General features: G+C 76.3%; 1 protein-coding gene. It reads right to left on the bottom strand.

Going from position 1 to position 14,717, the window contains the following annotated elements:
- Positions 1-29: 29 nt before the first annotated feature.
- Positions 30-14,675: a type I polyketide synthase gene (locus PVK74_RS10335; RefSeq protein WP_274478941.1), complete on the bottom strand. Its 14,646-nt coding sequence runs from the start codon at positions 14,673-14,675 to the stop codon at positions 30-32.
- Between the last annotated feature and the right edge of the window lie 42 nt (positions 14,676-14,717).

The raw sequence follows: 14,717 nt of genomic DNA on the forward strand, positions 1-14,717 counted from the left end.
TCTCGTGACACCACAGATCCCCGGGCGGCTCAGGAGAGCCCGAGGTCCTGGTCGATGAGGTCGAACAGCTCCTGGTTGCTGGCCGCCCGCAGCCGGCCGGCCACCTCGGCGGTGTCCTCCCGGCGTTCCTCGGCGGCGCCGAGCCGTTCGAGCAGGCTGTGCAGGCGCATCGTGATCCGCACCCGGCCGATGTCGTCCGGGTCGCGCAGCGCGAGGGCGCCCTCCAACTGGTCCAGCTCCGCGAGGGTGGGCAGCGCCTCCACCGACGCTTCGTCGAGCAGTTCGGCCCGCAGGTGCTCGGCCAGCGCCTGCGGGGTCGGGTGGTCGAACACCACCGAGCTGGGCAGGCTGAGCCCGGTCGAGCGGGCCAGCCGGCCCCGCAGCTCCACGGCGGTGAGCGAGTCGAAGCCGAGGTCCCGGAAGGGCCGCCCGGCCTCCACGGCGTACGGGCTGTCGTGGCCGATGACCTCGCCCGCGGCGGTGCGGATGAGATCGACCAGCAGCCGTGCCTGTTCGGCCTGCGACAACTCGCCGAGCCGCTTGCGCAGTTCGCCGGCGACCTGGTCGCCGTCCTCGGCGTCGGCGCGCGCCGCCGCGGCCTGGGCGGCCACCTCGGCGATCTCGCTGATCAGCGGCCGGGGCCGGGCGGAGGCGAACACCGGCGCGAAGCGTTCCCAGTCGATGTCGGCGACGGTGAGGGCGGTGTCGTCGCCGTCGAGGCCGGCGCGCAGGGCGGCCATCGCCGGTTCCCGGTCGAGCAGGGACACCCCGCGCCGGCTCATGGCCGCCGCGTGCGCGTCGGTCACCATGCCGCCGCCGGCCCACGGTCCCCAGTTCACCGAGAGGTGCCGGGCCCGCCCGGCCGGCCGGGACTGCGCCCAGGCGTCCAGGAAGGCGTTGCCGGCGGCGTACGCCCCGTGGTCGCCGACGCCCCAGACGGCCGCGATGGAGGAGAAGTGCACGACCAGGTCGAGCGCCTCCGGGTCGAGGAACTCGTCGAGGTGCCGCGCGCCGGCGATCTTGCCGGAGACGACGTCGGCGAGTTCCGCCTCGGTCACGGCGGCGACCGGGTTGAGCCGGCCCACCCCGGCGGCGTGCACCACGGCGTGCACGGCCTCACCGTCGGCGCGCAGGCCACGGACCAGGTCGGCGACCGCGTCCCGGTCGGCCAGGTCGCAGGCCAGCACCCGCGCCTCGGCGCCGAGGGCGGCCAGTTCCGCCACCGCCTCGTCCGCGCCGGGGGCCGCCGCGCCGCGCCGGCTGACCAGCAGCAGCCGCCGCGCGCCGTGCCGGGCGAACCAGCCGGCGGCGTACCGGCCGACGGCGCCGGTGCCGCCGGTGACCAGGACGGTGCCCGGCGCCTGCCAGCCGGCCGGCGCCTCGGCGCGGGGCGCGCGCTCCAGCCGCCGCAGGTACGTCCCGGAGTCACGCACCGCGAGCTGGTCCTCGTCACCGGCGGCGGTGAGGGCCGCCAGGACTCCCTCGGCGGCGGCGGTGTCCAGGGTGGCGGGCAGGTCCAGCAGGCCCCCCCAGTGCCGGGGGTGTTCCAGCGCGGTCACCAGGCCGAGGCCCCACGTGGTGGCCTGGGCGGGGTGGGCTACGGGGTCGTCGGCGCCGGTGGCCACGGCCCGCCGGGTGAGCAGCCAAAGCGGCACCGGTGGCAGGGCGTCCGTGACCGCCTGCACCAGGGCCAGGTTCGCGGTCAGGCCCAGCGGCACGGCCGAGCGGTCGGGGTGCGCCCGCTCGTCGAGGGCGAGCAGCGACACGATCCGGGTGGGCGCCGCGGCGGCGAGCTGCCCGGCGAGCGTGCTCCGGTCGGTCGTCGCCGGGTCGACGGCGAGCTGCCGCACGGTGCCGCCCCGCGCGGTGAGCAGTTCGGCGAGCCGGTCGACGACCGGCTGGTCCGTACCGCTGTGCACCAGGGTCCACGTGCCGTCGACGGCACCCGCGACGAGAGCCCGCGGGCGCCAGGTGATCCGGTAGCGCCAGCCGCCGGCGAGGGTGTCCTCCTGCTGCTGGCGCCGCCACCGGTCCAGGTCCGGCAGCAGTTCCCGCAGCGGCCGGTCCGCGTCGAGACCGAGCCGGCCGGCGAGCGCGTCGCCGTCGCCGGACGCCACGGCCCGCCAGAACGCCGAGTCGACGTCGTCGTGCGCGGCGGCGGGTGTGTGGGTCGCCGCCGCGTCGAGGGTCGGCCAGAACCGCTGGTGGGCGAACGCGTACGTGGGCAGGTCCACCGGGGCGGCGGCGCCGGGCAGCAGTGCCGGGAAGCGTACGGGCACGCCGTGGCAGTGCAGCCGGGCCACCGCGCCGAGCAGGGTGGCCACCTCGTCCTGGCCGGGCCGCTGCACGCCGGTCACGACGACCGGCGCGTCCACCGGCAGCGCGTCGGCGGTCAGGGCGGTCAGCACGGTGTCCGGCCCGATCTCCAGGAACCGGGTCACCCCGTGGGAGTGCAGGTGGGTGACGGTGTCGGCGAAGCGGACCGCCTCGCGGACGTGGCGGACCCAGTAGTCGGGTGTGCAGAGCTGCTCGGGGTCGACGACCGTGCCGGTCAGGTTCGACACCAGCGGCACCGTCGGCGGGGCGTACGACAGGGTCGCCGCGACGGCCGCGAACTCGGCGAGCATGGGCTCCATCAGCGGGCTGTGGAAGGCGTGGCTGACCCGCAGCCGCTTGGTGCGTACGCCGAGGTCGGCGAAGTGGGCGGCCAGTTCGGTCAGCACGTCCTCGGCGCCGGCGACGACGACGGCGGCCGGCCCGTTGACGGCGGCGACGGCGGGCTGTCCCGGCGTGCCGGACAGGGCCCGCAGCACGTCGACCTCGGGCGCGGCGACGGCGAGCATCCCGCCGCCGGGTGGCAGGGCCTGCATCAGGCGCCCCCGGTTGCCGACGAGCGCGCAGGCGTCGGCCAGGTCGAGCACTCCGGCGACGTGGGCCGCGCTGATCTCCCCGACGGAGTGCCCGGCCACGAAGTCGGGCCGGACCCCCCAGTGTTCGAGCAGCCGGAACAGCGCCACCTCGACGGCGAAGAGCCCGGCCTGGGTGAAGACGGTCTGGTCGAGCAGGTCGGCCTCGGCGGTGCCGGGCTCGGCGAACAGCACCGCGCGCAGCGGCCGCGGCAGGTACGCGTCCAGGTGCTGGCACGCCTCGTCGAGGGTCGCCGCGAAGACGGGGAACGTCTCCCACAGGCGTCGGCCCATCCCGGCGTGCTGCGCGCCCTGGCCGGAGAAGAGCGCCGCCAGCGCGCCGCCGGGCTCGGCGGCGCCCCGGGTGAGCCCGGGGTGGTCCTGCCCGGCGGCCAGGGCCCGCAGGCCGGCGAGGGCGGCGTCGGCGTCGGCGGCGAGCAGCACCGCGCGGTGCCGCAGCGGGGACCGTCCGGTGGCCAGTGCCCGGGCCGCGTCGGCCGCGGGTGTTCCGCTGCCCGGCAGCCAGTCGGCCAGCCGGGCCGCCTGCGCCCGCAGGCTGTCGGCGGTGTCTGCCGATACGACCCACGGCAGCAGCAGCGTCCCGTCGGCGGCGCCGGGCGTGCCGCGGCTGGAGCTGGTCGTGGGCGCGTCGGCGCCGGCCGGACGGGGGGCGGCGGTGTCGGCCGAGGGCGTGGCGGGCGCCTGTTCGAGGATCACGTGCACGTTGGTGCCGCTGACCCCGAACGACGACACGCCGGCGCGGCGCGGCCGGTCCACGTCCGGCCACGGCTGCGCCTCGGTCAGCAGCGCGACGGCACCGGACGACCAGTCCACGTGCGGCGACGGCTCGTCCACGTGCAGGGTGGGCGGCAGCAGGTCGTGCTGGAGGGCCAGCACCATCTTGATCACGCCGGAGACGCCGGCGGCGGCCTGGGTGTGGCCGATGTTCGACTTCACGGAGCCGAGCCAGAGCGGCCGGTCGGCGGGGCGCTGCCGCCCGTACGTGGCCAGCAGGGCCTGCGCCTCGATCGGGTCGCCGAGCCGGGTGCCGGTGCCGTGCCCGTCGACGGCGTCCACGTCGGCGGCGCTCAGCCGCGCGTTGGCCAGCGCCTGGTTGATCACCCGCTCCTGCGCGGGCCCGTTGGGGGCGGTCAGGCCGTTGCTGGCACCGTCCTGGTTCATCGCCGAGCCGCGCACGACGGCGAGGATCCGCCGGCCGTCGCGCTGGGCGTCGGAGAGCCGCTGCAACATCACCAAGCCGACGCCCTCGCCCCAGCCGGTGCCGTCGGCGGCCCCGGCGAACGACTTGCACCGGCCGTCGAGGGCGAGCCCCCGTTGCCGGGCGAACTCCAGGAACGGGCCGGGGGTGGCCATCACCGTCACGCCGCCGGCAACCGCGACGTCGCACTCGCCCTGCCGCAGGGACTGGCAGGCCAGGTGCAGCGCCACCAGCGACGACGAGCAGGCGGTGTCGACGCTGACGGCGGGCCCCTGCAACCCGAAGTGGTACGCCAGCCGACCGCTGATGACGGCGGCGACGTTGCCGGTGGCCTGGTAGCCCTCGGTCTCGACCCGGGCGGCCATCAGCAGCGTCGCGTAGTCCTGGCCGTTGGTGCCGACGAAGACGCCGGTGTTGGTCTCCCGCATGTCGGCGGGCGCGGTGCCGGCCCGCTCGAACAGCTCCCAGGCGCTCTCCAGCAGCACCCGTTGCTGCGGGTCCATCACCATCGCCTCACGCGGGGAGATGCCGAACAGGGCGGCGTCGAAGCCGGCGGCGTCGGTGAGGAAGCCGCCCTCGCGCACGTACGAGGTGCCGGGCCGGTCGGGATCGGGGTCGTAGATGGCTGCCAGGTCCCAGCCCCGGTCGGTCGGGAACTCCGCTATGCCGTCGCGTCCCTCGGCGACGAGTCGCCACAGGTCCTCGGGGCCGGCGACGCCGCCGGGGTAGCGGCAGCTCATCGAGACGATGGCGATCGGCTCGTCCAGCGCGGTGGCGGCCCGCACGGGCTCGGTCGCCGGGGTGTCGTCGCCCGCGAGCCTGCCCGCCAGGTGCTCGGCGAGGGCGTCGGGCGTCGGGCGGTCGAACACCAGGGTCGCCGGCAGGTTCAGTCCCACCGCCTCGGCGAGGCGGTTGCGCATCTCGACGGCGCTGAGCGAGTCGAAGCCGATCTCCCGGAACGACCGGTCCGCCGCCAGCGCCTGCGGCGAGGACAGGCGCAGCACCGCCGCCGCGTGGACGCGTACGAGGTCGAGCAGGACCCGACGGCGTTCCGGTACGGCGAGGCCGGCCAGCCGGCCGCGGAGCGGGGACGCCGCGTCGGGCGTGCCGCCGTCGCGCTGCCCGGCCGCGAGCAGCCGGGCCACCTCGGGGATGTCGGCGATCAGCGGCCGGGGGCGGGCCAGCGTGTAGGTCTGCAGGAACCGGTCCCAGGCGATGTCCGCCACGGTGAGCGTGGTGTCGCCGTGGTCGAGCGCCTCGGCCAGGACGGAGACCGCGAGGTCGGGGCGCATGGCCCGGACGCCCGAGCGGAACATCTGGTCGGCGGCGCCCTCGGCGTCGACCATGCCGCCGCCGTCCCAGGCACCCCAGGCGACGGCGGTGGCGGCCCGTCCGCGCCGTCGCCGGTCCTCGGCGAGCGCGTCGAGGAAGGCGTTGGCGGCGGCGTAGCCGCCCTGGTGCCCGCCGCCCCAGACGCCCGCGCCGGAGGAGAAGAGCACGAACGCCGACAGTTCGTCGCCGCACGCCTCGTCGAGGTTGACCGCGCCGGCCACCTTGGCCCGCAGGGCGTCGGCGAGGTCGGCGACGTCGGTGGCCGCGACGGGCGCGGCGTGGGCGACGCCGGCGGTGTGGAACACGGCCCCGATGTGGGTGCCCTGCCCGGCGAGCCGCTCGACGAGGGCCCGTACGGCGGCCGGGTCGGCGACGTCGCAGGCGGCCATGGTGACTGTGGCGCCGGCGGCGCGCAGTTCGTCGGCCAGCTCGTCGGCGCCGGGCGTGGCGGGGCCTTGGCGGCCGGTCAGCACCAGCTCACCCACGCCCTCGCGGGCCAGCCAGCGCGCCACCTGGGCCCCGATGGACCCGAGGCCGCCGGTGACCAGGACGGCGCCGCTGGCGGGACGCCAGTCCTGCGTCGCGGTGCGCTCGGCGCGGGCGCGGACCAGTCGCCGGGCGAACACCCCGGAGGGGCGCAGCGCCAGCTGGTCCTCCGCGTCGACGCCGGCCAGCACCGCCACGAGCCGGGCCCGGTCCCGGGGGTCCAGCTCGGCGGGCAGGTCCAGCAGTCCGCCCCAGCGGTCCGGGTGCTCCAGGGCGACCACCCGGCCGAGCCCCCAGAGCATCGCCTGGCGGGGGCGGTCGAGCTGGTCGGCGCGGCCGGTCGAGACCGCGCCGGCGGTGGCGCACCACAGCGGGGCGGTGACGCCGGTGTCGCCGAGGGCCTGGACCAGGGCGTACGTGGCGGCGAGACCCGCCGGGACGACCGGGTGGGCCGGGTGCGGCGCGTCGTCCAGGCCGAGCAGGGAGAGCACCCCGGCGACGGGCCCGCCGGTACGCGCCAGCCGCTCGGCCAGCACCGGCCGGCCCGTCTCCGGCACGTCGATCCGGACGACCTCGGCCCCGCCCTCGCCCAGCGTCCGGGCGACGCCGTCGACCAGGGGGTGCTCGGCTTCGGCGGCCGGCACGACCAGCAGCCACGTGCCGGCGAGGGTGGCCTCCGGCTTGACGGCCAGCGGCTTCCAGGTCACCCGGTAGCGCCACGAGTCCACGGTGGACTCGTCGCGGCGGCGCCGGCGCCAGGAGGAGAGCAGCGGCAGCGCGGGGTCGAGGGAGCTGACCGTGGCCTCGTCGATGCGCATGGCGGCGGCCAGCGCAGACGCGTCGGCGCGTTCCACGGCCTCCCAGAAGCGCCGGTCCGCCTCGTCGGTGCCGGCGGGGGCGGGGGCGGTCGCCGCCGTCGGCTGCGGCCAGTAGCGCCGGCGCTGGAAGGCGTACGTGGGCAGCGGGGGCGGCGGGCCGGTGGGGGCGCCCAGGATCGCCGTCCAGTCGACGGGCACGCCGTGCACGTGCAGTCCGGCGAGGACCGTCAGCATGCGCTGCCAGCCGCCGGCCACGGTGTCGTCGGCGGCCACCACGACGGCGTCGTCGGCCCGCGCGCTCTCGCGGATGCCGGCGGCGAGCACGGTCGCCGGGGCAGCCTCGAGGAGGACCCGGTGGCCCTGGTCGAGCAGGGCGCGTACGGCCGGTTCGGCGTCGGCGTGGGTGGTCAGGTCCCGATACCACCGGGCGGCGTCGAGGCCGTCGGTGTCGACCGGGCCGCCGGTCGTCGCCGAGTACAGCGGCACGTCGGCCGCCCGGAGGGTGATCCCGGCCAGCGCGTCCGGGCCGTCCTCCGCCGGGCTGGCGAGGGCGATCGTCCTCGCCGCGTCCTCCAGCGACAGCGCGCCGGCCACGCAGGCGGCCGCGAGCGCGCCGTGAGCGTGCCCGAGCACGGCGGCGGGTCGTACGCCGAGGGAGCGCCACCAGCGTCCCAGCGAGACGGCCACGGCCCACCGGACGGCCGGCGCCACCCCGGGGTCGGCCGGGGTGGGAGCGCCCTCCGCGCCGCGCAGCACGGCGGCGAGCGACCAGTCCATGTGGGGGGCGAGGGCCGCCTCGCAGGCGGCGATCGCGGTGGCGAACTCCGGTGCCCGGTCCAGCAGCTCAACGGTCGCGGCGGGCCACGGGTCGCCGTGGCCGGGGAAGACGAGGACCGGGTCGGCGGCGCGCGCCGCGACGCCGGTGACGGCGGCGGTGGCCTCGCCGAGGTGGAACGACTCCAGGGCCCGCGTCAGGTCGACGGTGTCACGGCCGAGGACGACGGCGCGGTGGTCGAACGTGGCCCGGGTGGTGACCAGGGCGTGCGCGACGTCGGCCGGCGCCAGCTCCGGGTGTGCCGCGAGGTGCGCCTTCAGCCGGGCCGCCTGGTCGCGCAGCGCCGGGGCGTCCACGGCGGAGAGCACGAGGGGTACGACGTCGGCGCGCGGCCGGTCGGTGGGCCGCGCGCCGACCGTCTCGGCGGGCGGCTGCTCGATGATGACGTGCGCGTTCGTGCCGGAGATCCCGAACGACGACACCGCCGCCCGACGCGGCCGGTCCACGGCCGGCCAGGGGGTGGGCTCGGTGGCGAGTGCGACCGCCCCGGCGGTCCAGTCGACGTGCGGGGAGGGCTCGTCCACGTGCAGGGTCGGCGGGACGAGGCCGTGCCGCATCGCCATGACCATCTTGATCACACCAGCCACACCGGCGGCGGCCTGCGTGTGCCCGATGTTCGACTTCACCGACCCCAACAGCAGCGGCCGGTCGACGGGACGCTCCTGCCCGTACGTGGCCAGCAGAGCCTGCGCCTCGATCGGATCACCCAGCGTCGTGCCGGTGCCGTGCGCCTCGACGGCGTCCACGTCGGCCGGGGTCAGGCGGGCGTTCGCGAGGGCTTGGTGGATCACGCGCTGCTGCGACGGGCCGTTCGGGGCGGTGAGCCCGTTCGACGCGCCGTCCTGGTTGACGGCCGTGCCGCGCAGGACGGCGTGGATACGCCGGCCTTCCCGCTGCGCGTCGGAGAGTCGTTGCACGAGCAGCACGCCGACGCCCTCGGACCAGCCCGTGCCGTCGGCCGACGCCGCGAACGACCTGCAGCGGCCGTCCTGCGACAGACCCCGCTGCCGGGAGAACTCCACGAACGTGCCGGGCGTGGCCATCACCGTCACACCACCGGCCAACGCCAGATCACACTCACCCGACCGCAGCGCCTGCGCCGCGAGGTGCAGCGCCACCAGCGACGACGAGCACGCGGTGTCGACGGTGACCGCCGGGCCTTCGAGGCCGAAGGTGTAGGCGACCCGACCGGACAGGACGCTGCCGGAGTTGCCGGTGCCGACGTAGCCCTCGACCTCGTCGGCAAGCTCCATCAGCTGGGAGGCGTAGTCGTGGTACATGACGCCGGCGAAGACACCGGTCCGGCTGCCCCGCAGCCGCTGCGGGTCCAGCCCGGCGGACTCGAACGTCTCCCACGACGCCTCCAGCAGCAGCCGCTGCTGGGGGTCCATGGCGAGGGCCTCGCGGGGCGAGATGCCGAAGAAGGCGGGGTCGAACGCGCCGGCGTCGTACAGGAAACCGCCGTGGCGGGTGTACGACGTGCCGGGGTGGTCGGGGTCGGGGTCGAACAGGCTCTCCAGGTCCCACCCGCGGTCGGTGGGGAACTCCCCGATCCCCTCCCCGCCGGCGGCCAGCAGCGCCCACAGCTGGTCGGGCGTCTCGACGCCGCCCGGGTAGCGGCAGGCCATGCCCACGATCGCGAGCGGCTCGTCGGCGCGGGTGGTGGTCCGCGCGCCCGGCGCGGCGGGGCGACCTGCGGCGCCGGCAAGTTCGGCGTGCACATGGGCGGCGAGCGCCTGCGGCGTCGGGTAGTCGAACACGAGCGTCGAGGGCAGCCGCAGGCCGGTGGCCGCGTTCACGCGGTTACGCAGGTCGACGGCGGTCAGCGAGTCGAAGCCCAACTCGCGGAACGCCCGGTCGGCGGGCACGGCTTCCGCCCCGCCGTGCCCGAGCACCTGCGCGACGAGGCCGCGTACCAGCACGTCGAGCTGGGCGCGCGCCTCGTCGGCGGTCAGGCCGCCGATGCGGGTCGCCCAGGTGGTGCCCTGTCCCGCCTGGCGGCGGGTCGTGGTCGTACCGACCAGGTTACGAAGCATCGGCGGCACCAGGCCGGCGCCGGCAGCGGCCCGGAGGGCGGCCAGGTCGATCACGGCGGGCACCAGGGCCGGCCGGCCGGCGGTCAGGGCGGCGTCGAACAGCCGCAGCCCGGTCTCGGCGCTCATCGCGGTGATGCCGCCCCGGGTCGATCGCGCCCGGTCCGCCTCGTCGAGGGACGCGGCCATGCCGGGGGTGTCCCACATGCCCCAGGCGAGGCTGACCGCAGGCAACCCGAGCTGCCGCCGGTGGACCGCAAGCCCGTCGAGGAAGGCGTTGCCCGCCGCGTACGCCGACTGACCCGGCGAACCGAGCACACCCGCCACCGACGAGAACATCACGAACAGATCCAGATCCAGACCCGCCGTCGCCTCGTGCAACAGCCAACCCGCCGACACCTTCGGCGCCAGCACCCTTGCCAGACGCTCCTCGGTGACCCGCTCGATCACCCCGTCATCCAGGACACCGGCGGTGTGCACCACACCCGCCAGCCGACCCCCGGCAACGACCTCCGCCACCAGACCGAACACCTGGTCCCGGTCCGTCACGTCACAGGCAACGACCCGCACCGACGCACCCAGCGCCGACAACCGCTCCGACAACTCACCCGCACCCGCGGCTTCCGGGCCGCGCCGCGACACCAGCACCAGCGACCGCACGCCGTACGCCGACACCAGATGCTCCGCCACCAGCGCGCCCAACGCGCCCGTACCGCCCGTCACCAGCACGGCGCCGTCACCCACCACGGCACCGTCCGCCGACGAGGGCGCTACCGCACGCACCAGACGCGGCACGAACACCTCAGCCGAGCGCACCGCGACCTGACCACCGAACGTCACCGGCTCGTCGGCCACGGAACCCAGCACAGCCAGCAGCCCGGCGTCCGCGTCACCGTCGACGTCCGCCAGCACGATGCGGCCCGGATGCTCCGACTGCGCCGAGCGCAGCAGACCCCAGACCGCCGCTGCGGCCAGGTCGGTGACCCGGTCTCCGTCCCCGATCGACACCGCACCCCGGGTCACCACGACCAACCGCGACTCCGCCAGCGCGTCCGCCGCCAGCCAGGACCGCACCGTCGCCAGCACCTGCGACGTCGCCGCCCGCACCGACTCGGGGCCATTGTCGACGGCGGCGGGCATCTCACCGGGGACCGAAGCAGGTTCCGTCTCGGCGTGCAGGGCCCGGCGCAGGCCACCCGCCGGCACCAGCAACAGACGCGGCGCCACACCCGACGCCACGGCGACCGCCTCGACGTCGGCGTACACCGGCAGCTCAGCGACGGCCGGCAGGCCGGCGGCGGGCGAGCCGAGCAGCGCCCACCCGGAGGCGTCCCCGGCCGGGGCGACCTCCTGGGCCTGCCAGGCGACCTCGAACAGCGACCGGGCCGACGCGTCCGGGGACGCCGACACCCCGGTCAGCTCACGCAGGGCGAGGCTGTCCACCGACACCACGGCCGCGCCCGACTCGTCGCACGCGACCAGGCGCACCGCCGAACCGTTGCGGGTCAACCGCACCCGCAGCACCCGCGCACCCGAGGCCCATACCTGCACACCCTCGAACGCGAACGGCACCCGCGCCCCGCCCGAGCCCTCCGAGCCGGACAGCAGCCCGATCGGGTGCAGCGCGGCGTCCAGCAGCGCCGGGTGCACGCCGAACCCCGCGGCGTCACCGGCCACCTCGTCCGGCAACACCACCTCGGCGAACACCTCGTCACCGCCCGCCCACACCCGGCGCAGCCCCCGGAACACCGGCCCGTACGACAGGCCGCGCTCGGCCAGGGCCGGATACCAGCCCGCCACGTCCACCTCGACACCGTCGACCGGCGGCCACTCCCCCACGCCCGGCTCGTCGGCCGACGCCGGCTCCAGCACACCCTCCGCGTGCGAAACCCACTCCGCCTCGGGATCACCCTCGGGCTGCGAGTGCACGGCCACCACACGCACGCCCGCCTCGTCGGCCGCGCCGACGCGTACCTGCACCCGCACCGCACCCGCCTGCGGCAGCACCAGCGGCGCGGCCACGGTCAACTCCCGCACCCGCGACGCACCCACCTCGTCACCCGCCCGCACCGCCAACTCCACCAGGGCAGCGCCCGGCACGATCACCGCGCCGGAGACGACGTGGTCGGCGAGCCACGCGTGCGTCGACGTCGAGAGCCGGCCGGTCAGCACCACCATGTCCTCGCCGGCCACGGAGACCGCCGCGCCGAGCAGCGGGTGCCCGGCCGCGCCGAGGCCGGCACCGGAGACGTCCGTCCAGCGGCCCGCCGGCTCCAGCCAGTAGCGCTGGTGCTCGAAGGCGTACGTCGGCAGGTCGACGTGCCGGCCGCCGGCCCGGTCGAGCAGGCCCGCCCAGCCGACGGCGCGGCCGTGCACGTGCAGCGACGCGAGGGCCTCCAGGAGGGCCTGCGGCTCAGGCCGGTCGTGGCGCGACACCGGCACCAGCAGGGGCGCCGGCTCGTCCTCCGCGCGCTCGGCGAGGCAGTTCTGCGTCATGGCGGTGAGGACGCCGTTCGGTCCCACCTCCAGGTAGGTGTCGACCTCCTCCACGCGCAGGCAGTCGACGGCGTCGGCGAAGCGAACGGTGCCGCGTACGTGGCGCACCCAGTAGCCCGGGTCGCAGATCTGGTCGGCGTCGGCGACGCGGCCGGTCAGGTTCGACACCACGGGGATCGTCGGCGGCCGGAACGTCAGTCCCTCGGCGACGGCCGCGAACTCGGCCAGCATCGGGTCCATCCGGGCGCTGTGGAAGGCGTGGCTCACCCGCAGGCGGCGGGTCTGCACACCCCGCTCGGACCACACCCGCTGCACCTCGTCGAGCGCCTCGACGTCGCCCGCGACCACCACGGCGGCGGGGCCGTTCACGGCGGCCACGTCCAGCCGGCCGGTCAGCCCCGCCAGGGACGCGGCGACGGCGGCCTCGTCGGCGGCCACGGCGAGCATGCCACCGCCCGCCGGCAGGACCTGCATGAGCCTGCCCCGCGCCGCGACCAGCGCGCACGCGTCAGCCAGGGAGAGCACGCCCGCCACATGCGCCGCCGCGATCTCGCCGATGGAGTGCCCGGCCACCAGGTCCGGCACCACACCGAACGACTCCACCAGGCGGAACAACGCCACCTCGACCGCGAACAGGCCCGCCTGGGTGAAGACCGTCTGGTCCAGCAACTCCGCCTCAGCGGAACCCTCCGACGCGAACAGCACCTCCCTGAGCGGACGCGGCAACAACGGATCCAGGTGACCACACACCTCGTCCAACGCGGCGGCGAACACCGGGAACGCCCCGTACAACCCGCGACCCATACCGGCGCGCTGCGCGCCCTGGCCGGAGAAGAGGAAGGCCACCCGGCCACGCGGGGCCGACGCGCCGGTGGTGACGGCGCCGGTCGGCTCGCCCGCAGCGAGGGCCCGCAGCCCGGCGAGCAGGTCGTCCGCGTCGCCGGCCAGGACGACCGCGCGGTGTTCGAGCCCCGCGCGGCTGACCGAGGAGACCGCGACGTCCACCGGACGTGGGGCGTCGACGCGGGCGAGGTGGTCGGCCCAGCGGCCGGCCTGCCCCGCGAGCGCCTCCGGCGTACGGGCGGAGAGGAACACCGGGGCGAGCGGGAGCGCGACCGGCGCGTCGACGGCGGAGGGTGCCTCGTCGGTGGACGGGGCGTCGTCGCCGGGCGCCTCCTCCAGGATGACGTGCGCGTTCGTACCGCTGATGCCGAAGGACGACACGGCGGCCCGGCGCGGCCGGTCGGTGGCCGACCACGCGCGCGCCTCGGTCAGCAGCGAGACCTGCCCGGCGGACCAGTCGATGTGCGGCGACGGCTCGTCGACGTGCAGGGTGGCGGGCATGGTGCGGTGGCGGATCGCCTCGATCATCTTGATCAGGCCGGCGGCGCCCGCGGCGGCCTGGGTGTGACCCAGGTTCGACTTGACCGAGCCCAGCCAGAGCGGCCCGCCGTCGCCCCGGTCCTGCCCGTACGTGGCCAGCAGCGCCTGCGCCTCGATGGGGTCGCCGAGGGTGGTGCCGGTACCGTGCGCCTCGACCACGTCGACGTCGGCCGGCGAGAGCCGGGCGTTGGCGAGGGCCTGCCGGATCACCCGCTCCTGCGACGGGCCGTTGGGGGCGGTGAGTCCGCTGCTGGCGCCGTCCTGGTTGACCGCGCTGCCCCGGACGACGGCGAGGATGCGCCGGCCGTCGCGTCGGGCGTCAGAGATCCGTTGCAGGAGCAGCACGCCGACGCCCTCGGACCAGCCGGTGCCGTCGGCGGCGGCGGCGAACGACTTGCACCGGCCGTCGGAGGCCAGGCCCCGCTGGCGGGAGAAGTCGGCGAAGGTGCCCGGGGTGGACATGACCGTCACACCGCCGGCGAGCGCGAAGTCGCAGTCCCGCTGGCGCAGCGCCTGCGTCGCGAGGTGCACGGCGACCAGCGACGACGAGCATGCCGTGTCCACAGTGACGGCCGGGCCCTCCAGCCCGAATGTGTACGCCACCCGGCCGGACACCACGCTGCCGGAGTTGCCGGTGCCGATGTAGCCCTCGACGCCGTCGGGCAGGTCCAGCACCCGCGACGCGTAGTCGTGGTACATGACCCCGGCGAAGACGCCGGTCCGGCTGCCACGCAGCGCCTGCGGGTCGATGCCGGCGTGCTCGAACGCCTCCCAGGAGGTCTCCAGCAGCAGCCGCTGGTGCGGGTCCATCGCCAGGGCCTCGCGGGGGCTGATGCCGAAGAAGCCCGGGTCGAACTGTGGCGCGTCGTAGAGGAAGCCGCCCTGGTTGCTGGTCGACGTGCCCGGGTTGTCCGGGTCGACGTTGAAGAGCCGCTCCAGGTCCCAGCCCCGGTCGGTCGGGAAGTCGCCCACCCCGTCGCCGCCCCGGTCGACGAGGTCCCACAGCTCGGCCGGGCTGGACACCCCGCCCGGGAACCGGCACGCCATGCCGATGACGGCCATCGGCTCGCGGTCCTTGGCCTCCACCTCGCGTACCCGCCGGCGCGCGTCGCGCAGGTCGGCAGTGGCACGCCGGAGGTAGTCGAGGAACTCTGCCTCAGTGGGCATCGGGCCACTCCGTATCGGGGTTCGAGGTGTGCGACATGCCGG

Origin of the sequence: Micromonospora chalcea (assembly GCF_028768405.1) — a bacterium.
Lineage (GTDB): Bacteria > Actinomycetota > Actinomycetes > Mycobacteriales > Micromonosporaceae > Micromonospora > Micromonospora chalcea.